Source organism: Carboxydothermus islandicus, assembly GCF_001950325.1.
Lineage (GTDB): Bacteria > Bacillota > Z-2901 > Carboxydothermales > Carboxydothermaceae > Carboxydothermus > Carboxydothermus islandicus.
Genome location: NZ_BDJL01000038.1, coordinates 73,474 through 92,493, shown reverse-complemented (window position 1 = coordinate 92,493; position 19,020 = coordinate 73,474). Strand labels below are relative to the sequence as shown.

Genomic DNA, 19,020 nt, shown 5'->3' with positions numbered 1-19,020 from the left:
TATTTAAAATTATGTTACAATTTTCAAGGATTGGGGTGAAAAAATGAAAATACTGGTTTTAAACGGGCCGAACTTAAATCTTCTGGGAATTAGGGAACCGGAAATTTACGGCAAGGTAAGTTTAGAAGAAATAGAAAAGTACCTTACCGATTTTGCCGAAAATCACGGGGTGGAAATTATTTTTTACCAGAAAAATGGCGAGGGGGAGTTAATAGACCTTATTCACCGGTATTACCGGGAAATAGACGGGATTTTAATAAATCCCGGTGCTTATACCCATTACAGCATTGCTTTAAGAGATGCTTTGCTGGCGGTAGGAAAGCCGGCGGTGGAGGTTCACCTTTCCAATCTTTATAAAAGGGAAGAGTTCCGGCAACATTCGGTTACCGCTGGTGCTTGTATCGGCTACATTGCCGGCTTCGGGGTGGATAGCTATCGTCTTGGGTTAATAGCGTTAATTGATTATCTAAAAAGGCGGGAGAAAGATGGAGCGGGTGGAAAAGCTTAGAAAAAAGCTTTTAAAAGAAGGAATTAACGCCTATTTTATCACCAAAAGAGAAAATGTGCGCTACATAGCAGGCTTTACCGGAAGTTCCGGTGCGGTGTTGATTACTCCCGAGAAAAATTACTTTATTACCGATTTTCGCTATGTAGAACAGGCGGCCAAACAGTGCCGGGGGTTTATTATAGAAAAACACGAAGACACGATTTATTCCCATGTAGCCGAGCTTTTAAAGAAATTAAAAATCGATACTTTGCATTTTGAAGGAGATGCCCTGACCTTTAAAGACTACCGGGAAATTTCCGAAAAAGCTTCAGGGGTGAATCTGGTAAGTTTACCGGAAATAGTGGATGAACTCCGGGAAATTAAGGATAAAGATGAAGTGGAAGTTATTAAAAAAGCCTGTGCCATTGCCGATGCGGCCTTTAACCACCTTTTAAAAAAGTTAACTCCGGGTATGAGCGAAAAGGAAGTGGCCTGGGAGTTAGAAAAGTTTATGCGGGAAGCGGGAGCGGAAGATATAGCCTTTGAAACTATTGTTGCCTCAGGGGAGCGGGGCGCCCTGCCCCACGGAGTGGCATCGGAGAAAGAAATTATTTCCGGGGAAATGGTTACTCTGGATTTTGGGGCAAAATATCAGGGGTATCATTCCGATATTACCCGGACAGTAGCGATAGGGGAACCTTCGGAAAAAATGCTTGAAATATATGATGTAGTTCTTCAGGCTCAGGAAGCGGCTTTACAAGCCGTCCGTCCTGGAGCGCTGGCGGTAGATGTGGACCGGGTGGCCCGGGATATTATCGCCAAAGCAGGATATGCCGAGTATTTTGGCCACGGTTTAGGCCACGGGGTAGGCTTAAATATCCATGAAGGTCCACGACTTTCTCCTAAAGGGAAGGCGGTTTTACAGCCGGGGATGGTGGTAACTATCGAGCCGGGTATTTATCTCCCCGGTAGCGGGGGGGTACGGATAGAAGATACGGTATTGGTTACCGAAAACGGCTTTGAAGTTTTAACCCGTTCTCCTAAAAATTTAATTATACTCTAAGATTTCTTAAATAAAATTTAGAATTAAGGAGGTTTTGGGATGATTTCAACCAACGATTTTCGTACAGGGCTTACCATTGAATTGGATGGGGAGGTATATCAGGTAATTGAATTTCAGCATGTTAAGCCCGGAAAAGGTAGCCCTTTTGTCAGGTCCAAGCTTCGGAACTTAATGACCGGTGCCGTAATTGAAAAAACTTTTAACGCCGGTGAAAAAGTTCCCAAAGCCCACGTAGACCGTCGGGAAGTGCAGTATCTCTACAATGATGGCGATAACTTCTACTGCATGGATATGGAAACCTATGACCAGTTTCCGCTGACCAGAGAGCAGTTTGGCGATGCCATTAATTACGTTAAAGAAAACACCAACCTCTGGGTACTGTTTTTCAAAGACAAGGTTATCGGGGTGGAACTTCCCAACTTTGTCGAGCTAAAAGTAATCGACACCCCTCCGGGAATTAAAGGAGATACTGCTTCCGGTGGCAGCAAACCGGCAACTTTAGAAACCGGCTACGTGGTTCAGGTTCCGTTCTTTGTGGAAGTGGGCGATGTACTGCAAATTGACACCCGTACCGGCCAGTATATTAAAAGAGTTTAACTTACAGGCGCACCAAAAGGTGCGCTTTTATAATTTATTACCTTAAAGTTTTGCGTAACTCGTAATTAACTACCAATTTCAAGGCCCCAGATAAGGAAGGAAACTCACTGTTTTTTGTCGAAGAACCTTAAGATGAAGACTTATTATAAGATGAAGACTTAATATAATTAGATTTAAGATATCCAAGGCTTAACAATTACCAAGATAATTTTAGCCGGAAAGAGGGGGGTAGGTAATGAAAAAAATTGTTCCCAACAGGGAAGAAGCATTTAAACTTTTTAAAGAGTATAACAAAAGTGAAAGTTTGATTAAACATGCTCTGGCGGTTGAAGCGGTAATGCTGCACTTTGCCGAACTTTTTGGCGAAGAAGATAAGGAAAAATGGGGAATTATCGGATTAGTTCATGACCTTGATTATGAAATGTATCCTGATGAACATTGTAAGAAAGTAAGAGAAATATTGACCGAAAGAAACTGGCCGGAAGATTACATTCGGGCAATAGAAAGCCATGGCTGGAAGATTTGTACTGATGTTGAACCGGTGGAAAGGATGGAAAAAGTACTATATGCAATTGACGAATTAACGGGATTGATTACTGCGACTGCTCTTATGCGGCCAAGTAAAAGTATCCTGGATCTCGAGGTAAAATCGGTAAAGAAAAAATGGAAGCAAAAGGGTTTTGCCGCAGGAGTAAATAGAGAGGTTATTGAAGAGGGGGCAAAAATGCTGGGGATGGAATTGGATAAATTAATTGAAGAAACTTTAAAAGGTATGCAGAAAGTAGCAGATGTTATTGGGCTAAAAGGGGAACTGTAGGAAAAAATATTTGTCCTGATTTCTGCTTGGCTTTTTTTAGATAGGGCATTTTCCAATTCACATTTGACATAGTAGGGATTCTTCGAGTGCATACCCATTCAGAAAAAAGTGAATTTATTAGGTAAGAACAGTTTTTATTGAACTTAGATAAAAGAGTGGTACCATGGAAATTAAACCTATTGATAAACCATAAGAAAAGAAGTTTTTAATTTTTTTACCGAGCACTGGGGTGCGCCGATAATGGTAGCTAAAGGTAAGGTGCATTATGTAGATAAACTTCCGGGTTTTGTAGCTTTAAATGAGGGAAAAATAGAGGGATTAATAACTTATCATATAGAAAACGGGGAGTGTGAAATCGTATCCCTTGATAGTTTAAAAGAAAATCAGGGTATAGGCAGTAAACTAATTGATTGTGTGCTAAGTGAGGCAAAAAAGCAAGGATGTAAAAGAGTCTGGCTTATCACTACCAATGATAATCTAAAGGCGATTCGTTTTTACCAGAAACGGGGATTTAACATGGTGGCTCTTTATTTTAAATTTACAGAAAAATTCAAAAATTATCTTGACATATAAAAAAGATTATCGTATAGTAATAAGCGGGAATATATTCCTAAAAATGAAAAAAGGAGGGAAATTATGAAGAATATTTCAAAAAGATATTTAATTTTTTCTTTATTATTTTTATTTATGATTATAAGTCAAAATACAAGTATATACGGCTATTCTTATGACATCGAGATCAAGGAAACAATAGAGAAATTTTATGATACCCAGTATAAAGCTTATTTAGAGTTAGAATATAAAGATATTACACCATTTTTAGATATGACAAAGATTCAAAATCAAAATAAAGTAATCGCTTTAAAAAGTCTTGTGGCACGAAGAAAATATATTGATGAAAAGAAATATGGTTATGTGGAAAAAAGGCGGTTTCCAGTAACTTTTAATTATAAGAAAATTGAAGTAAAAAATAATAAAGCTGAGGTAATTTTAGTATTGGAAATTGATAATCAGCAAGCTTATCCTCCGTTTATTAGTTCCGGGATAAATACTTTTGAACTGAAAAAAGAAAAAGGTAATTGGAAAATTATTAACCATGATTATATGAAATTAGAAATGTTTGAAATATCAAAGACGAAGAAATTGCCAGAATTAAATTTGGAGGAAATGCAAAAAAGTATTGATACGGAATTTAACTGATTAACCTACTTGGAAAATCCAACACACTAAAAAAATAGTTTTCAGGAGGATAAAAAAGGATAGAATTAATTTGCCATAAAGTTAAGCGGAAAATGTCCGTTGCCCCTTCTTCGGAGGGGGGCTTTGCAAAAGCCAGGAGCATTTCCACCAACTTTATGGCTTTTTCTTTTAGCTTAAAAGGGAAAACACCCCTAAAGCCAATATCCCGGAAAAAAATTTCAATGAGGAGCAGATTTTTCATGAACCTCTGACTTAAAAACTCTATCAATTGGCGGTATCCCGTGAATTTTCGATAACAGAAAAAATTCTTAAGTTTAACCAAAATGGTAGTAATGGTATGCTGTAAATAGGGAAACAAAAAGGAAGGGATAAGAGATACGGTTTTACCACAGAAAGGACATTTCAAACGACAGATAGGGATGTAAAAAATATTATTATTAGTAATGGTATTTCTATTATAAAACCCATGCCGCAGCAGTCGAATATGCCCCTTACAATGCGGGCAAATGTCAACCTCAGGGAAATCATTCTTTTTGCCCCGGTGAGCATATTCCCGGACAGATAAGCCAAAATCGTAAAAAATCATCAAAATAAATCACCCCAAATATTTTGCAAAAATTATAGCAAAATATTTGGGGTCTAAAAAGGCTAAACCGCTGTTTTATTTTGAAAAATTTCCGAGGGTTTTGGAGAAGATAATTTGCTAAATAACAGAAATTTAATTGTATGAGGTGCATGGTATGCTGACAATTGAAGAATACATTGCTAAAAGAAAAAAAGAAGATAAGCTAAATGAATTCGATGTTGAGAAAAGAATTGACAATATAAAGCTATGTGTGGATTATATCTTTGAATATTTTAATAATTACTTAGATATTACTGAGGTTGAGAATCAAACAATTCTCAATAATGAAAGACTTGATGCTTTTCGGAAGCAATTACGGGAATATGATAAAGATATTCAAGATTGGCTTGTAAATATATATGATGAATATGGGAAATACATGCATAGAATTATAGGCAAAATTCTTGATGAAAACGACATATTTTTGCTCTATAGTACTGAGAGTGAATTTAGAAGCGCTTCATATGAATGTTATTCTAAATTGATAAAAAAATATCCATTTTTAAAAGATCAGACCGAAATGTTATTCCTATTTATTAAGGATTATCATAGAGTCAAAAGTATTTCAGCGATGAAATACAATGAACTCCCTTTTTTCACTCAATCAATAAGTGACTGGATTGAGAAGACTCAAGCAAAATATAATGTAAGTATTCCAGCTTTTGCATACACATATGTTATTAAATTTTCTGATGACTATAAGAAATGGCCTGCAACGCATAAAAAGAAATCTGATAATCCTTATTTTCCTTATGATTATGACTACAAGCAGAAAAAGAATCTATTTAATTTAGATTCATTATATACAAGGGTGTCCAATAAAGCTTTTATTAGAGGTCATAAGCAAGAGTTGGAATTAATTATGATGTACTATTGGATGCATGATATAGAAACTGACGATGAATACTGGAATGAATATTTAGAAAAGGCACTAACGATTATTAAGTAATTTACATTGACTCATATAAAGATTAGCATTTCGATTATTATGAAGCACAATTAAAAGTTGTTCCTTTGAAGAAAATGCAAAGGTGTTTGATAAAGGTTTTTTTTAAATTAACAGCTCCCTTAAAACGGGAGCTGGAATAATAGTTGCCAGGGCTGCAAATTTCGGAAGTGTCCCCAGAGCTACTAAAATCAATCAGCACTATATCAAGTGATTTACGAAACACCTTCCTTAGAGGATATCATGATTTACACGGTTAAAAATAACATTAGGTTGCCATCCTTGTGGTCGCGGTCGTACCAATGGTACATAATCTGGGAAAGAAACATAACTTCTGGGGTATCGTGGATTTGAACCAATCCTCCCCTACCTACCTTCTGGTTGCTCTATTGTCCGGTTTAACCTTAATCATCTTGCTGAGTTCATGGTCCTTGTCGGTCCTCTTTATGAGAGAAAGGCATTTTGAGCAAATCGAGGGTTAAGGGAAAAAGTATAAAGAATAGTAAAGGGATAAGTGCGAAGCCCTGAAAATGAAGGACTTACGCTACTTATCCTTTTTTTGGCGTTTTTGGGGACGGGAGCTTTTAAAAAACGGAAATATGATTAAATTGCAATAATCATGCAACACTTTAGAAACAATCCAACTTTATAATGGGCTTAAAAGGAGGCGATAGCAATGATGTGGAGATTTTTTCCGGGTTACGGTAATGGGTATGGTAATGGCTATGGCTATGGATTTGGATATTTCCCTGGTGATTTTCTTATAAATCTATTTATCCTAATGGTAGTTATAGTTGTAGTTATAGTTGTAGCAATAGTTATCTTTAAACGATTAGCTGTAAATAATCATAGCAGTTCATTAACCCTTTCCAACCGGCGGTCAACAGCAGAAGAAATATTAAAAGAACAATATGCCCGAGGTGAAATAAATAGAGAAGAATATTTAAAAGCATTAGAAGACCTCAAGAAATAAAGGAAAATTCCAGTTTGGCTAAATTTGTTGATTAGATGGGAGGTGTAAATTATGATGTTTTTTATTTTTCTGTTTGGAGCTGTTATAGTTTACTTTATTTATAAAAATTATAAAAACCTAACCGGCAATGATATTCTTAGTAAAGTCGTTTCAGGGAAAACCCATGAAGAAATTTTAAAGGAAAGATATGCTAGAGGCGAAATTTCCAAAGAAACCTATGAAGAAATGTTAAACGATTTATGTAAATAATATAATTTGTAAAAAATCGGCCCAAATATTATTTGGCCGATTTTTCTTTTTGGCAGGAAAAAAGAAAAATATAAATGATTGCTGAATTTCACCAGTTTAAAGTGTCGATAGGGCGCTGTAATATTGAAGGGAAAAAAGCGCAAGGAAGGCGTAAGCCTGCTTTTTTAGCAGGTGAAAGCCTGCCCTGATATATAAGTAGTAGAAAGAAGCAAATATTAAAAATAAAATTTTCATTAAAAATTTCAGTAAAAAATAATTGAAAAACTTTGGTAAAATCTGTATACTTAAATTAAGCTAAGAATAAAATAGTAAGGAGGAATAAACCATGTTAAAAGATGGTGTTGCAACTGTGAGAAGGAAAAGGTTTTCTAACCTTAAAAAACTGGTTTCACACATGATTTCGGTTAGTGACTTGGGCAGAGGTAAGGCATCGAAAATAATAGAAGAAGTTGCCAATAAGAAAGAGCATTATATAGTAATAAAAAACAATAAACCTCAGGCGGTTATAATTCCTATTGACCAGTATGATGAACTAATGGAAGCACAGGAGGACTTAGAACTTCTGCAGCTGGCTATTGAAAGGACAAAAAACTTAAAAGAAGAAAATTTTATATCCTTTGAAGACATTCTTAAAGAGGACGGACTATCAAGAGAAGAATTAAGAAAGTTAGCGGAAACTGTGGAGATTGAGTAAGATGTGGCGTATAACTTTCATACCAGAGGCGAAGAAGGATTTATATAAATTAGATAAAAATATCAGAACTATTGTATATGCTGGTATTGAAAAAGTTAGTTCGAACCCTCTTCCTCAAAGTGAAGGAGGATATGGCAAACCCCTTGGTAAAAAACAGGGGAATAATTTAACAGGTTTTTTTAAAATAAAATACAAAGGCATAGGAATCAGGGTTGTGTATACCCTTGTAAGAGACAAAAAAATTATGAATATTATTGCTATTTCACCAAGGGATGATGATTATTGTTACAGAACTGCTGAAAAAAGAAAAAAGAAATATGGAGAGGACTTATTTATAAATGAATTTGAAGAATTATAATTTTGGTGGTTTTACCAGAAAATTGTCAGTAAGAGCTGGCTTTGCATAAATACTAGGAAGGTTACACTTGCCGAGATTGTAAATTTATTTGGGAGTATTGATTTTAAGAAAAACGAAGTAAGGTGTTTTTTGCAAGAGGAAAATACTCAATATTGCAAAGATTTTTCCTCAGGTACCGGCTACCTAATCCGTGCTGAAAGTTTTTATAACTTATTATTAACTAACAAATTCGCTTTTTTTCTGAACTTTCCTGCTCAATATATCCAAATATATAAGTAAGATAGAAGTTCGCCCTGATTAAAATTCTTTTCTTTCATAAAGCGGTACCGATAGGTACCATGAGAGCAGCAGAATGATTCCGGTAAACTGTTTTCGGATGAAGATTCAGCGAATAGATATTTTTAAGCTTTTTTTTAGATTATCTTTTAGCGTTAATCAAAAGAATTCTTTTTAAATATCCGCTTTTAATGCTGATTAGTGCAATTAAGCAAACGGATATAGACAGGAGCTTTACGTTTTTTTGAGGTTTTCCGTCTAAATTCATTGGAGAGAACACTTATGCTGCCGTCAATTTCTAAAACGGCTAAGTCGACATCTTCTATGGAAGAAACACCGTGTTCGCGGATGGCTTCTTCTATTTCTTTTAAAGAGATCTTAGCTTTGGCCATATTTTCTTTGATTATTTTACCCTGATAAATTAACATTACTGCTTCTCCCTGGATCATTTTGCCAAACTTTGGGAAGCGGTAGGTTATATATTTAACAAGGTAGTTTACAAAAAAGAGGGAAGCAGCAGCTACAAGGCCTCCGGATAAAGTTGTATCACTGCCGACCATGGCATTTTGCACAGCATTTCCGATTAACATTATAAAAACCAGGTCAAATATTGAAAGCTGGGCTAATTCTTGCTTTCCAAAGAGCCGAATTAGCAAAACAATAAAGAGATAAACGATTACCGAACTAAAAATTATTTGTCCATAGGGATGAAAAACCAAAAGATCACTTCCCAACCATTGTGCCATAAAATTCTTAAACTAATTATAATGGAAAGAAGAAAAAAGCTCAAAATCTTCTCCACAAAGAAAATGATTTTAAAAACTTTTAGGAGGCGTTAGCTTTGGATAAAGAACAACTGCAGGAAATTTACTTAAAGGAGGAGTATTACTGGGGAACCGAGCCCAATGATTTAGCAAAAAAAGTGCTGTATTACATTGCCGAGCCTTTGCGGAAAGATTTACTGCTGGTAGATTTAGGGGCGGGAGAAGGTAGGGATAGCGTCTTTTTGCTAAGGAAGGTTTTCAAGTGCTGGCGGTAGATATTTCACCGGCGGGGTTAAAAAAGGCGCAAAAACTTGCACTTAAGGAAAAAGTAGCGATAACGACTTTAGAAGCGAACATAAACGAACTGATACTGCCGGAAAAAGTAGATATTATTTATTCTATCGGTACGCTTCAGTATTTAAAACCAGAAAATAGAAAACGACAGTTTGAGCATTTTAAAGCTTTCACCCGGGAGGGAGGGCTCCATGTCCTTTTTACCTTTATTGAGCATCCGGAGGTGGAGATAGCCCCCGACTGGGGTAAAAACGAATATTTATACGGCCGGGAAGAACTCCAAAGTTATTACCAGGACTGGATTATGCTTGACACCTATGAATATATTTTTGACTGCAATTCCAGCGGTATTCCTCACCGCCACGCTGCCCGGGTCATAATAGCCAAAAAACTTTAAACAGCTGCAGAAACCGCTTGAGCTGCCCTCTAAAATCGTTCTATACTAGAATATATTTTCTAAACTTTAAAGTGGCCATAGGGAGTTGTAATTTAGAAGGAGCAAAAAGTTATGGAGATTAGAAGATATACAACAGCTGACTTTAGGGAAATTACAAAGAAAAAGTAATAATTTTTGAAATATCATATACCTTAGAAGGTAGGTCATTATGCCGCAAATACGCTACCGGGATGAAGTTATTACCTATCAGGTGATTCGGAAAAAGAAAAAGCACATCGGGATTATTATATCGCCGGAAGGGAAAGTGGTGGTGACTGCCACCTTTTCAGTTCCCGATAATTTTGTTGAAAAGGTGGTTTTGGAAAAAGCCCGCTGGATTAGTGAAAAGTTAAAGCAGGTGCAGAGGCAGCGGGAAGCGGTACTGCCCAAAGAGTACGTTTCCGGGGAAAGTTTTTTATACCTTGGGCGAAATATCCGGCTGAAAATTATAACAGGGAATTTTACCAGGCCGGAAGTGCGCCTTTATCGCGGCCGGCTTATGGTTTATCTACCGGAAAGCATAGATAAAAGTACCTGGCCGGAGGTAGTACGCCAGGAGATTACCGCCTGGCATAAACAAAGAGCCAGGGAAAGACTTTTGGAGCGAACTAACTATTATGCACAAAAGCTAAATTTATACCCTAATAATATCCGGATTAAAGACCAGAAAAGCCTCTGGGGGAGTTGCTCTTCTAAAGGGAATATCAACTACAACTGGCGGCTAATCATGGCACCAATTGGGGTTATTGACTACATCGTAGTCCATGAACTCTGCCATTTAAAATACAAAAACCATTCGCCAAAGTTCTGGCAAAGGGTCGGATATTTTTTGCATGATTATAAGGAGAAAAAAGAGTGGTTAAAAGCCAATGGACGAAAGCTTTTTCTGTAGAGTCAGTAGGGTTTAAATAAAGGAGTGGTATAAATTAATAAAAAGCAGGAATATATCTTAAGATTTGTTTTCATTATTTATCTCGCGGTTTTATTCAAGGTAATTCTTTTTAAATATCCGCTTGTGGTGATATTAAGTACAGTTAAACAAACTGATTTTTCCACTTTAAAAATAAGACTTTTACACAGCAACATTATCCCCTTTAAAACCATATGCTACTATGTAATTAATTGGTCAAAATCAGGTATAAGCAGGATAAATATTATCGCTAATATTGCTGCTTTTATACCCCTTGGTTTTCTTTTACTCAGATTACTAGATAAGGGTAATAAATTTAAAAAAATAATTTTGATTTCTTTAATTTTAAGTTTATTATTTGAAATAATCCAGCTGATTACCGGCATCGGAAATTTTGATATCGATGATGTAATACTAAACGTAATCGGCAGTATGGTTGGAGTAATCGTCTATAATTTATTCGAAAAAGTAAAAACTTAAAATCATATAACTGTAGGGATTGTCTATTAGAAGTTGGAGTTGCTGACTTTAAAATTTCGGGTTGAAGTCCGTTTTTAAATAATAGTAAGGTCGGCTCCTGCCGGCGTTATTATTGGTATGGTCGACTCCTGTCGACGTGATGCCAATGTATGGGCTAGCTTTAGCCAGCTAAAAAGATTTTGGCAGCAGGAGCTGCCCCTACGAAAAATATATTTAAAAAAAAAGCTGAATACGTTCCAAAACCTCTTCTAACAAATCGGCAGGTAACTGTTCTTTAAAACTTGCCTTGCGGGCGTTAAGGTCTAATGATTTTATGTGTTCGCAAAGAATCACTCCGGTAGTGGAAGTTCGGTCATCAAGCGGAACGTGGAGTGGAAAGGCTTTGTCTGTATTGGTAATAGGACAAACTACTGCTAATTTTGTATATTTGTAAAAACTTTCGTTACTGATGACTAAAGCTGGTCTTCTTCCGGCCTGTTCGTGGCCGGCCTGGGGATTAAAATCAAGGTAGATGATGTCGCCTTGCCGGGGAATATAGGCCATTATCACACCTCATTTCCAACGGGTGAACCGGTATCGACTTCTTCACAGTGATAATTTCCCTGATAGTTAGCAAAAAGTTCATCGAGATTTTTATATTTAGGTTTGGCTTTACGGATGAGGATTGCATCTTGGTCTACAATTATTTCGACTTTATCGTTTTCTTGAAGGGAAACTTTTTCTAAAATAGCCTTAGGAATCCTAAGGGCATGACTGTTGCCCCACTTTTGAATGGTAGTATACATAAAATCGCCTCACTTTCAATTTAAGTTTATACAATGTTTATACATTTGTCAAGAAAAGGTTTAAGGTAAAGAGTTGTTCCTACGATTATCATGATACTACTATGGTCTTGTTACTACGCCTAAAACCGCAGCTCTTATCATTGGATTGGAAGATAATTTTGCAAGGGTATCTGGATTTCCTACTACAACTACCCCATAATATTTAATACCATTTTCTTTCAAGTAGCTTACGGTTCTTTTTAGATTCTTCGCATGATGACTAGGAATATTGCTGAGCCATTCAAGTTCTTTGAGTAATTGTTTTTCTCCATTGGTTTTATCAAGGTAGGGATTTCCAACCAATCTTTCGGAAAGATAACTGTTTTTCGCATAATCTTTTTCTGAAAAAACACATACAGTTCCCCACATTAACTTTAAATCACCAGGTATAATGGTTTTCATTTCATCAAGTGTTAAAGGCTTCTTGAATGAGAGGGCCATTTCCACAGAGTAATCTTTTGGGACATTTTCCAGCGTATTAAATTCTCTAATAATTTTTTCGTAATTTGCAGCTGGGTGGAAAAATTTTAATTTTGGTACAGCATAGGGTGCAAGATATTCTTTTTCTCTTTCTGGGAGAGTAAAGGCTTGGTTTCCCTTAATTTGTTCTCCACCCCAAACATCAAAATCAACAGTTATTGCTCCGGCCGGATAAGGTTTATTGCCTATCAATCTTAATAGATAATATTTTTTTTGGCGGCCAAACAATCTAACATTATAACTTTCTCCTGAAAGGACAAAGGTGTTGGGTTCGCTGAATTTAAGAAGTTCTGGATAGATACTATCAATGCGGTTTTCTTGATTTTGCAGCATTATTTCTGGAATTACAAAGGACAATACAAATATACCAATTGTTACTCCTAAAGAAATTAATGTAATACGAAGGATGCTTATAAAACGAGCTTTACGTAAAAAAGCTTTTTCGTCAAAATGTATGTTATTATTAACATTTTCAAAATTTTCATATTCAGCCATTTAATTTTCTTCCTCCTTTTTTAAATATTCCTTTACCTTTTTTCTTAATCTCCACAGCATTGTCTTAACTGAATCGGGACTAATTTTAAGCAAAGATGAAATTTCAGGATTTGTCATTCCTAAATAGTACTTCATATAAAAAAGTTTTTGCTCGGTAAGATTAAGCTTACAAATTGCTTTTTTTATCACTTCTCTATTTTCGATTTGATGAATTTCTGAGAAGTTGTTTACATCAAATTCGCCAAGAGATGGTACAGTGAATTCCCTTTTATTCTTTCTTAAAAAGTCAATGTACTTATTTTTTGCCGTGGCCAAAACATAAAATTTCAAATTTCCTTCATGGATGCTGTCTAAATGTAGGTATGTAGACAATAGGACTTCTTGTGCTATATCTTCCGCATCGGCATGGGATAACCCAAGTTTAAGTAAATAGTGATATACAATTCGGTACAATTCCTGCCACATTAACCCCTCCTCCTTAAAGCCATTCTCATTTATAAAGACGTACAAGCAAGAGAAAAGTAAACAAAAAGCAGGAGAATGTTAAGACCAATCTCCTGCATGGCAATAGCTAAAAGTTGACCACAGTAACCATTCGCATATTAGCCTCCAATCACCCACGGTATTGCGGTCTTATGTAAGCGTTTCATTTCCAAATTTAAACCATCATCTAGCTCTGTCAGATGTGTTTTCATGGAAATTATATTAAAGTTTTTTAATAAACACAATTTTTACTGGAAAGTTGAATCGGGTTAGGCTGATCAGAAAATGAATAGACTTCAGAGTCGGAAAAACTGACCTACTGGTTAAAAAATTTAAGATTATTCGTTAAAGGAAATTAATGTTTTTTGTCGAAAAAAAGAATGATGGAAAAATGGGCAAAAGGGATGGTTTCGGTGAAAAATTACCTGGAATTATGCCAAATTGCCAAAGACTTAGGAGCGGAGGATGCAAAAATAATCTCCACCGAGCAGGTAGTAACTGCTCCCTGGGTTACTTTAAAATGCCGCTACGGCTGTGACAGCTACAATGCTACCCACTGCTGTCCGCCCAGGACTCCTTCTTATAAAGAGACCAGGGAAATTTTAAACAGCTACCATTACGGGGTACTGATAATGACCAATTCTCTTCCCAGAACCACTCCGCTGGTGGTTAAAATAGAGCGGGAGATCTTTTTACGTGGATTTTATAAAGCTTTTGGACTGGGAGCTGGCCCCTGCAAGCTCTGCACTGAGTGTAATTTAGAGCGCTGCCGGCATCCCCTGGAAGCCCGGCCTTCTATGGAAGCCTGCGGGATAGATGTTTACGCTACTGCCCGGGCAGCGGGGTTTAACCTTGAGGTTTTGCGGGATAAAGAGGAACAGGAAACCTGTTTTGGATTAATTTTAATTGAGTAAACTTTTAGTGTCATTTTCCTGGCCAAAAAAGCTGTTGCCACCGAAAAGGGTAAAATGCGAATAAGCTAAAAGATAGGAGAAAAGTAAGAGGCTTCTGGTTTCCCAGGAGCCTCTTTGCTTTAAGGTGCTTTTTTATTTAGTTTGTAGTGCCGGGGGTTGTATAGATGCAGTTGCCTGCCTGTCCGCGGCCCTGGCCCTTAAACTGGCCTTTACCTTGTCCCATACTTCTTCCCTTGCCATAACCATTGCCGCCAACAGTGGTTTTGTTGATGTTGGCTTTTACCCGCTCAACCATCTGGGATTTTGCTAAATCCGCTTGAGCTTGAGTAATTTTCCCGTCTTTGACAAGCTGGTCTAATTGAGCGGTTCTTTCTTTGACGATGAAGTTTACCAGGTCAGTTTCACTTTTACCTTTTTCCTGGGCAATTTGGGCTAAGGATTTACCGCTTTGCCGTTCAGTAATTAAAGTTGTAGTGTCGATTCCTAAAAACTTGGCGATGGAATCCCGCATACTCCCAAAAGTTTGGCCAAGCCGTGCTCCGTATCCCTTCATGGTTTGAACTAACGCGGGAGTGGTGGTGGTATCGGCGGCAAAGATAGTGGCCGGTACTGCGGTCAGCAAAAGGCCTCCTACTACTAAACCTGCTGCTAATTTTTTGAACCAGTTTTGTTTTTTCATCCTATCTACCTCCTTAAAAATTTTTATTTTTTGCTCCTCGTTTGGAGCTTACTTAAAGCATAACAGGAAAGTAATGAGAACCTTTCAGGAAAATGTTAAGGAGTTGTCAAGAATTATACCTTTATTTATTTTCAAGTTTTTCCCGCACCGTTTCCGGTGTCACACCGTCAACATACTGGGATAAGTCTTTTAACTTGGTATTTGCAGGTACTGTTTTAGGTATTCCCACTTTCTCATATAGCTCATCAATATTTATATTTAAACCTTTAGCCACCTCTTCTAAGGTCATAGAACCTTTTATTTGTTCTACGCTTTGAATTGAACCACTGGTAACAGGAGCCGGAGTTACAGTATAAATTCCGGAAGCTTTAGCTAAGGAAATACCTCCAAAGAAAATTCCTAAAGAGAGGAGTAACACTACGGCTGTGGATAAAGATTTTTTGTTAAGTTTTGGAGTAAGAACATCTTTTTTGGGACAAACGTTTAGACATTCGTTACAGTTTATACATTCTGAACTGGTGATAACTATTTCCTGATCCACTTTAATATTCATCGGGCAAGCTTTATTACAGATTTGACAGTGGATACACTGCTCATCGTTTCTGATAATTTTATATGGGCTAAGTTTGGCTAAAAGTCCGTAAAAGGCGCCTGCCGGGCAAAGATATTTACAAAAGAAACGGTCATACAGTAAAGAACCTACAATAGTGACTATCAGTAAAATAAAACCTATCAGGCTTTCTTCCATTAAGGTTTCAAGACCGGCCGAAAGGTGGCCATAAGCAGAGTATGGGTCGTAGGGTGACATCCAAAGAGAGCCGGTATACCAGGCAAAACCAAGGGTAAGAAGAAGTATAAGATATTTTAAGTTGCGAAGGGGTTTGTCGATTATTTCCGGCATATTAAATCTTCTACCAAAGATTTTCTGACCAAGAAGAGCAAAAAATTCTTGTAAGGAGCCGAAGGGGCAGATTAACCCGCAGAAACTGCGGCGGAAGAGAAAAGTGATAAGAACGCTTAGAACTAAAAGTACCATAGTTCCGGTAAAGATTTTCTTTATAAAACTTCCGGAAAAGAGCAGAGCATAAAGAGATTCAAGACCGCCATAGGGGCAGAGGGCGTGGATGGAGGGATATGTACCTTCAGCGGTTTGGTGTAAATAGGCGGCAAAAGTAATATAAACAAGTATCACCGCCAAAATCACCCAGCGAATAAATCTCAGGTTTTTTTTGTTCATTTAATACCATCCTTTCTTTTGTTTTTTTTGATTTTATAGGTTAAATATTGCAAAAATGTTACGAAAGAAACATGAACTTTTGGGATTTTAGAAGTTAATAATAAAAAATATTTATACCAATAAGCTTGAAAAATAAGCAAAAACCTTTATTTGAGCATTTTTTAAAAGATAAAAAAAGAGGCTTCTGGCTATAACCAGCAGCCTCTTTGCCATAAGTTTATATTTTTATTTGCTGCTTATGAACATAGAAACTTTATAAAATTTCTCGAGATTTATAATAAAAATTCTTCTTGCCTTTTTTCCGAATAATAGCTAAAATTTTAAAGTAGTTATACATATAACTACTATGGAGGGAGATTTTATTGTTAGAAAAGTTAAAGGCTTTGGGCTTTAGCGAATATGAAGCAAAAGCTTACCTCGCTTTACTAAACTTGGGGGAAGCTACCGGTTACGAAGTGGCTAAAAATTCAGGGATTCCCCGGTCAATGATATACCAGACCTTGAATAAGCTTATAGAAAAAGGTGCGGTGCAGAAGATCCAGGGGGAGCCGGTAAAGTATATAGCTGAACCTCCTACTGAATATTTGGAGCGGCTAAAAGAGGAGTTTTCCTTAAAGATTAGCGAAGCGAAAAAAGCTTTGGAAGCCGTAACTCCTGCAGGTGCGAAAGAAAGGGTAATCCATTTAAATGGCGAGCAAATTGCCGGAAGAATTCGGGAAATGATCCGCAAAGCGAAAAAAAATATTAAACTTTTAGCTTCCACCGCAATGGTTATACCATACCAGGAAGAGCTTAAAAACGCAAGGCAACGGCAGGTAACCGTTGAACTAACTTTAATTGGGAGGGGGGAAGAACTACGGGAATTTAATCCTGTGGTCTTAACAGCCGAGAAAACGATTTTAAAAAAAAGGGGTAGTTCAGGGTTTCAACTAATAGTTGACGGTGATGAGCTCCTTTTAGCTGAAGAAGGAGCGGAAAACGAGACTATTGGCATTTGGACCAGGCATCCGGTAGTAGTCCATTTAGCAGAACACCATTTTTTCCATCATCATGACTTGCCAAAACTTTTTAATGCTTTTCTCAGTGAAATAGAACCTGAGGTTAAAGAACACTACTGGAAAAAGATTAAGGAGCTACAACAAAAACTTGAACTGTAAAGAGGGTGAGAGCTTGGAGTACCAGCGGCATAATTTTGGAGAAAATAAATGGCTTACCATGTTTGTGGTGGTTATAGGCACTTTCATGGCTATCCTCGACACCTCCATCGTCAATATTGCCATTCCCAAGATGATGCAGGTTTTTGCCGTAGGTACTGAAGAAATCCAGTGGGTTTTAACCGGTTATATGCTGGTGATGGGGGTGGTCATTCCCGTTACCGGCTACCTGGGGGATACTTACGGTTATAAAAGATTGTACATTGCTGCTCTCTTTTTCTTTACTTTGGGCTCTGCTTTATGTGGTTTTGCCTGGAGCAATAACTCGATGATTGCTGCCCGTGTAGTGCAGGCTATAGGCGGCGGAATGATGATGCCTGCGTCCATGACCATTATTTTCAACACCTTTCCCAAGGAAGAACGGGGGATGGCGTTGGGGATCTGGGGGATATCGGTAATGGTAGCCCCGGCCATAGGCCCTACCCTGAGTGGCTATTTAGTGGAGTATTTTAACTGGCGGCTAATTTTTACCATTAATATTCCCATCGGTCTTTTTGGCATGGTTATGGCGGTGCTGTTTTTAAAAGAATCGGTGCGCCGGCCCCATGCTACTTTTGATTTACCGGGTTTTATCACCTCATCGGTGGGATTTTTTGCCCTCCTTTTAGCGCTGAGTAAAGGGACCGATTGGGGCTGGAGTTCGGCCAAAATACTGTTCCTTTTCTGGCTTTCCGCTTTGTCCCTTACGCTTTTTGCTTACTTCGAGCTAAAAAGTCCTGAACCTCTTCTCGATTTAAGCGTCTTAAAAAACCCTACTTTTTCGATGAGCTTAATTATTACCATGATTAATACCATGGGACTTTTTGGCGGCCTTTTTCTTTTTCCCATTTTCTTTGAAAATTTACGGGGTTATCCGCCGATGGATACGGGGCTTATCATGCTTCCGGCGGCGTTGGCTTCTGGTTTGGTGATGCCTATTGCGGGACGTCTTTTTGACCGTTTTGGGGCAAAGCCGGTAGTGCTATTTGGGTTAACTCTGGCAATTATAAGTTCCTATGGCCTATCTCTTACGCACATTAATACCGAACTCTGGTGGTTGCAAACTTTATTAATCATCCGGGCGATGGGGATTGGTTTTTCGATGATGCCGGTAAATACTGCTGGCATGAATGCTCTGCCTAATTATCAGGTGGGGAGAGCTTCGGCCATCAATAATACCTTACGTCAGGTAAGTAGCTCACTGGGGGTGGCGATTATCACCACAATTACCCAGCAACGGGTAGCTTTTCACACTGCCCGCATGGTGGAAGGGTTGAATCAGGCTTCTCCGGTATTTCAGGATACCGTTAATTTCCTTAAAAGTGGCTTAAGCATTATGGGGGTTTCACCTCTTGTTTCGGTCAAAGGAGCTATGGGGGTAATTGCGATGCGCCTTTATCAGGTAGCGTATGCTAAAGCGATTACCGATGCGATCCTGGTTACTGCTTTTATTATGGTTTTTGGGGTTATCCTTACTTTCTTTTTAAAAGAAGAAAGAAAACCCCAGGAAGAAAAAGAAAAATTACCTGTGGCGGAATTTTAAAGG

26 protein-coding genes are annotated in these 19,020 nt (G+C 37.6%); 18 read left to right on the top strand and 8 right to left on the bottom strand.

The annotated features are described in order from the left end of the window. Nucleotides 1-43: 43 nt before the first annotated feature. The 6 genes from aroQ to ciss_RS06940 all read left to right on the top strand — a co-directional run bounded on the left by aroQ (nt 44) and on the right by ciss_RS06940 (nt 4,164). The gene (gene aroQ, locus ciss_RS06965) at nt 44-508 is read left to right on the top strand and encodes a type II 3-dehydroquinate dehydratase (RefSeq protein WP_075865563.1); all 465 of its coding nucleotides are present in this window, start codon (nt 44-46) and stop codon (nt 506-508) included. Further along, nucleotides 486-1,550 carry a M24 family metallopeptidase gene (locus ciss_RS06960; RefSeq protein WP_075865562.1) on the top strand — a complete coding sequence of 355 codons (1,065 nt, stop codon included), beginning with the start codon at nt 486-488 and terminating at the stop codon, nt 1,548-1,550. The genes aroQ and ciss_RS06960 overlap by 23 nt, the downstream gene beginning before the upstream one ends. 39 nt (nt 1,551-1,589) lie before the next feature. Beyond that, on the top strand, nt 1,590-2,147 hold the full coding sequence (gene efp / locus ciss_RS06955) for an elongation factor P (protein ID WP_075865561.1): 558 nt from the start codon (nt 1,590-1,592) through the stop codon (nt 2,145-2,147). A 235-nt stretch (nt 2,148-2,382) separates the two neighbouring features. Beyond that, the gene (locus ciss_RS06950) at nt 2,383-2,964 is read left to right on the top strand and encodes an HDIG domain-containing metalloprotein (RefSeq protein WP_075865560.1); all 582 of its coding nucleotides are present in this window, start codon (nt 2,383-2,385) and stop codon (nt 2,962-2,964) included. Nucleotides 2,965-3,204: 240 nt separating this feature from the next. Then, on the top strand, nt 3,205-3,537 hold the full coding sequence (locus ciss_RS06945; protein WP_075865559.1) for a GNAT family N-acetyltransferase: 333 nt from the start codon (nt 3,205-3,207) through the stop codon (nt 3,535-3,537). A gap of 63 nt (nt 3,538-3,600) precedes the next feature. After that, nucleotides 3,601-4,164 carry a hypothetical protein gene (locus tag ciss_RS06940; RefSeq protein WP_075865558.1) on the top strand — a complete coding sequence of 188 codons (564 nt, stop codon included), beginning with the start codon at nt 3,601-3,603 and terminating at the stop codon, nt 4,162-4,164. Here ciss_RS06940 and ciss_RS13840 read toward each other — a convergent pair. Then, nucleotides 4,157-4,750 (bottom strand): DUF6431 domain-containing protein, encoded by a 594-nt coding sequence (locus ciss_RS13840; protein WP_369689031.1) that lies wholly within the window; start codon nt 4,748-4,750, stop codon nt 4,157-4,159. The two genes, ciss_RS06940 and ciss_RS13840, sit on opposite strands and share 8 nt — an antisense overlap. A 154-nt stretch (nt 4,751-4,904) precedes the next feature. On the opposite strand from ciss_RS13840, the gene ciss_RS06930 reads away from it, so the two are divergent. The 5 genes from ciss_RS06930 to ciss_RS06910 all read left to right on the top strand — a co-directional run bounded on the left by ciss_RS06930 (nt 4,905) and on the right by ciss_RS06910 (nt 8,009). Beyond that, nucleotides 4,905-5,738 (top strand): hypothetical protein, encoded by an 834-nt coding sequence (locus ciss_RS06930; protein ID WP_075865557.1) that lies wholly within the window; start codon nt 4,905-4,907, stop codon nt 5,736-5,738. A gap of 673 nt (nt 5,739-6,411) precedes the next feature. Further along, complete coding sequence (locus tag ciss_RS13465) at nt 6,412-6,708, top strand: SHOCT domain-containing protein (protein ID WP_075865556.1); 297 nt, start codon at nt 6,412-6,414, stop codon at nt 6,706-6,708. 51 nt (nt 6,709-6,759) lie between these two features. After that, nucleotides 6,760-6,957 carry an SHOCT domain-containing protein gene (locus tag ciss_RS06920; protein WP_075865555.1) on the top strand — a complete coding sequence of 66 codons (198 nt, stop codon included), beginning with the start codon at nt 6,760-6,762 and terminating at the stop codon, nt 6,955-6,957. A gap of 325 nt (nt 6,958-7,282) precedes the next feature. Continuing rightward, nucleotides 7,283-7,651 (top strand): type II toxin-antitoxin system Phd/YefM family antitoxin, encoded by a 369-nt coding sequence (locus ciss_RS06915; RefSeq protein ID WP_075865554.1) that lies wholly within the window; start codon nt 7,283-7,285, stop codon nt 7,649-7,651. 1 nt (nt 7,652) lies between these two features. Beyond that, complete coding sequence (locus ciss_RS06910; RefSeq protein ID WP_075865553.1) at nt 7,653-8,009, top strand: type II toxin-antitoxin system RelE family toxin; 357 nt, start codon at nt 7,653-7,655, stop codon at nt 8,007-8,009. A gap of 464 nt (nt 8,010-8,473) precedes the next feature. On the opposite strand, the gene ciss_RS06905 is transcribed toward ciss_RS06910, so the two are convergent. Beyond that, the gene (locus ciss_RS06905; protein WP_075865552.1) at nt 8,474-9,031 is read right to left on the bottom strand and encodes a DUF421 domain-containing protein; all 558 of its coding nucleotides are present in this window, start codon (nt 9,029-9,031) and stop codon (nt 8,474-8,476) included. A 95-nt stretch (nt 9,032-9,126) separates the two neighbouring features. On the opposite strand from ciss_RS06905, the gene ciss_RS13460 reads away from it, so the two are divergent. The 4 genes from ciss_RS13460 (at nt 9,127) to ciss_RS13835 (ending at nt 11,169) form a co-directional block, all read left to right on the top strand. After that, nucleotides 9,127-9,324: a hypothetical protein gene (locus ciss_RS13460; RefSeq protein ID WP_201787777.1), complete on the top strand. Its 198-nt coding sequence runs from the start codon at nt 9,127-9,129 to the stop codon at nt 9,322-9,324. After that, nucleotides 9,312-9,740: a class I SAM-dependent methyltransferase gene (locus tag ciss_RS06900; protein WP_201787776.1), complete on the top strand. Its 429-nt coding sequence runs from the start codon at nt 9,312-9,314 to the stop codon at nt 9,738-9,740. Before ciss_RS13460 ends, ciss_RS06900 begins: the two co-directional genes overlap by 13 nt. 208 nt (nt 9,741-9,948) lie before the next feature. Continuing rightward, on the top strand, nt 9,949-10,671 hold the full coding sequence (locus ciss_RS06895; RefSeq protein ID WP_075865551.1) for a M48 family metallopeptidase: 723 nt from the start codon (nt 9,949-9,951) through the stop codon (nt 10,669-10,671). Between the two features lie 33 nt (nt 10,672-10,704). Next, nucleotides 10,705-11,169, top strand: coding sequence for a VanZ family protein (locus ciss_RS13835; protein WP_075865550.1), 465 nt, complete (start codon nt 10,705-10,707; stop codon nt 11,167-11,169). Nucleotides 11,170-11,382: 213 nt separating this feature from the next. Here the strand turns inward: ciss_RS13835 and ciss_RS06885 are convergent, their stop codons facing one another. The 4 genes from ciss_RS06885 to ciss_RS06870 form a co-directional block, all read right to left on the bottom strand. After that, nucleotides 11,383-11,712 carry a type II toxin-antitoxin system PemK/MazF family toxin gene (locus ciss_RS06885; protein ID WP_075865549.1) on the bottom strand — a complete coding sequence of 110 codons (330 nt, stop codon included), beginning with the start codon at nt 11,710-11,712 and terminating at the stop codon, nt 11,383-11,385. A 2-nt stretch (nt 11,713-11,714) separates the two neighbouring features. Then, entirely contained in the window at nt 11,715-11,954 is a 240-nt protein-coding gene (locus tag ciss_RS06880) for an AbrB/MazE/SpoVT family DNA-binding domain-containing protein (RefSeq protein ID WP_075865548.1), read from the bottom strand. A 99-nt stretch (nt 11,955-12,053) separates the two neighbouring features. Beyond that, nucleotides 12,054-12,968 (bottom strand): sigma factor regulator N-terminal domain-containing protein, encoded by a 915-nt coding sequence (locus ciss_RS06875; protein WP_075865547.1) that lies wholly within the window; start codon nt 12,966-12,968, stop codon nt 12,054-12,056. Then, nucleotides 12,969-13,433, bottom strand: coding sequence for an RNA polymerase sigma factor (locus ciss_RS06870; RefSeq protein ID WP_075865546.1), 465 nt, complete (start codon nt 13,431-13,433; stop codon nt 12,969-12,971). Between the two features lie 431 nt (nt 13,434-13,864). Here ciss_RS06870 and ciss_RS06865 point away from each other — a divergent pair, with 431 nt between their 5' ends. After that, a complete protein-coding gene (locus tag ciss_RS06865) occupies nt 13,865-14,365 on the top strand; it encodes a DUF2284 domain-containing protein (RefSeq protein WP_166503999.1) in 501 nt (166 codons plus the stop codon). Between the two features lie 136 nt (nt 14,366-14,501). Here the strand turns inward: ciss_RS06865 and ciss_RS06860 are convergent, their stop codons facing one another. Together ciss_RS06860 and ciss_RS06855 are read right to left on the bottom strand one after the other, a co-directional pair. Then, nucleotides 14,502-15,044, bottom strand: coding sequence for a hypothetical protein (locus ciss_RS06860; RefSeq protein WP_075865545.1), 543 nt, complete (start codon nt 15,042-15,044; stop codon nt 14,502-14,504). 121 nt (nt 15,045-15,165) lie between these two features. Continuing rightward, nucleotides 15,166-16,281 (bottom strand): 4Fe-4S binding protein, encoded by a 1,116-nt coding sequence (locus tag ciss_RS06855; RefSeq protein ID WP_075865544.1) that lies wholly within the window; start codon nt 16,279-16,281, stop codon nt 15,166-15,168. A 362-nt stretch (nt 16,282-16,643) separates the two neighbouring features. Here ciss_RS06855 and ciss_RS06850 point away from each other — a divergent pair, with 362 nt between their 5' ends. Together ciss_RS06850 and ciss_RS06845 are read left to right on the top strand one after the other, a co-directional pair. Further along, nucleotides 16,644-17,438 carry a TrmB family transcriptional regulator gene (locus tag ciss_RS06850; RefSeq protein ID WP_075865543.1) on the top strand — a complete coding sequence of 265 codons (795 nt, stop codon included), beginning with the start codon at nt 16,644-16,646 and terminating at the stop codon, nt 17,436-17,438. A gap of 13 nt (nt 17,439-17,451) precedes the next feature. Further along, nucleotides 17,452-19,017, top strand: coding sequence for a DHA2 family efflux MFS transporter permease subunit (locus tag ciss_RS06845; protein WP_075865542.1), 1,566 nt, complete (start codon nt 17,452-17,454; stop codon nt 19,015-19,017). Nucleotides 19,018-19,020 lie beyond the last annotated feature (3 nt).

What these genes read in the sequence shown, in the direction of transcription:
- ciss_RS13465 (WP_075865556.1), top strand. Translation starts at nt 6,412, where the DNA reads ATGATGTGGAGATTTTTTCCGGGTTACGGTAATGGGTATGGTAATGGC.
- ciss_RS06870 (WP_075865546.1), bottom strand. Translation starts at nt 13,433, where the DNA reads ATGTGGCAGGAATTGTACCGAATTGTATATCACTATTTACTTAAACTT.
- ciss_RS06940 (WP_075865558.1), top strand. Translation starts at nt 3,601, where the DNA reads ATGAAGAATATTTCAAAAAGATATTTAATTTTTTCTTTATTATTTTTA.
- ciss_RS06895 (WP_075865551.1), top strand. Translation starts at nt 9,949, where the DNA reads ATGCCGCAAATACGCTACCGGGATGAAGTTATTACCTATCAGGTGATT.
- ciss_RS06945 (WP_075865559.1), top strand. Translation starts at nt 3,205, where the DNA reads ATGGTAGCTAAAGGTAAGGTGCATTATGTAGATAAACTTCCGGGTTTT.
- ciss_RS06950 (WP_075865560.1), top strand. Translation starts at nt 2,383, where the DNA reads ATGAAAAAAATTGTTCCCAACAGGGAAGAAGCATTTAAACTTTTTAAA.
- ciss_RS06875 (WP_075865547.1), bottom strand. Translation starts at nt 12,968, where the DNA reads ATGGCTGAATATGAAAATTTTGAAAATGTTAATAATAACATACATTTT.
- ciss_RS06885 (WP_075865549.1), bottom strand. Translation starts at nt 11,712, where the DNA reads ATGGCCTATATTCCCCGGCAAGGCGACATCATCTACCTTGATTTTAAT.
- ciss_RS06915 (WP_075865554.1), top strand. Translation starts at nt 7,283, where the DNA reads ATGTTAAAAGATGGTGTTGCAACTGTGAGAAGGAAAAGGTTTTCTAAC.
- ciss_RS06860 (WP_075865545.1), bottom strand. Translation starts at nt 15,044, where the DNA reads ATGAAAAAACAAAACTGGTTCAAAAAATTAGCAGCAGGTTTAGTAGTA.
- ciss_RS06920 (WP_075865555.1), top strand. Translation starts at nt 6,760, where the DNA reads ATGATGTTTTTTATTTTTCTGTTTGGAGCTGTTATAGTTTACTTTATT.
- ciss_RS06855 (WP_075865544.1), bottom strand. Translation starts at nt 16,281, where the DNA reads ATGAACAAAAAAAACCTGAGATTTATTCGCTGGGTGATTTTGGCGGTG.
- ciss_RS06910 (WP_075865553.1), top strand. Translation starts at nt 7,653, where the DNA reads ATGTGGCGTATAACTTTCATACCAGAGGCGAAGAAGGATTTATATAAA.
- efp (WP_075865561.1), top strand. Translation starts at nt 1,590, where the DNA reads ATGATTTCAACCAACGATTTTCGTACAGGGCTTACCATTGAATTGGAT.
- ciss_RS06930 (WP_075865557.1), top strand. Translation starts at nt 4,905, where the DNA reads ATGCTGACAATTGAAGAATACATTGCTAAAAGAAAAAAAGAAGATAAG.
- aroQ (WP_075865563.1), top strand. Translation starts at nt 44, where the DNA reads ATGAAAATACTGGTTTTAAACGGGCCGAACTTAAATCTTCTGGGAATT.
- ciss_RS06905 (WP_075865552.1), bottom strand. Translation starts at nt 9,031, where the DNA reads ATGGCACAATGGTTGGGAAGTGATCTTTTGGTTTTTCATCCCTATGGA.
- ciss_RS06880 (WP_075865548.1), bottom strand. Translation starts at nt 11,954, where the DNA reads ATGTATACTACCATTCAAAAGTGGGGCAACAGTCATGCCCTTAGGATT.
- ciss_RS06960 (WP_075865562.1), top strand. Translation starts at nt 486, where the DNA reads ATGGAGCGGGTGGAAAAGCTTAGAAAAAAGCTTTTAAAAGAAGGAATT.
- ciss_RS13840 (WP_369689031.1), bottom strand. Translation starts at nt 4,750, where the DNA reads ATGATTTTTTACGATTTTGGCTTATCTGTCCGGGAATATGCTCACCGG.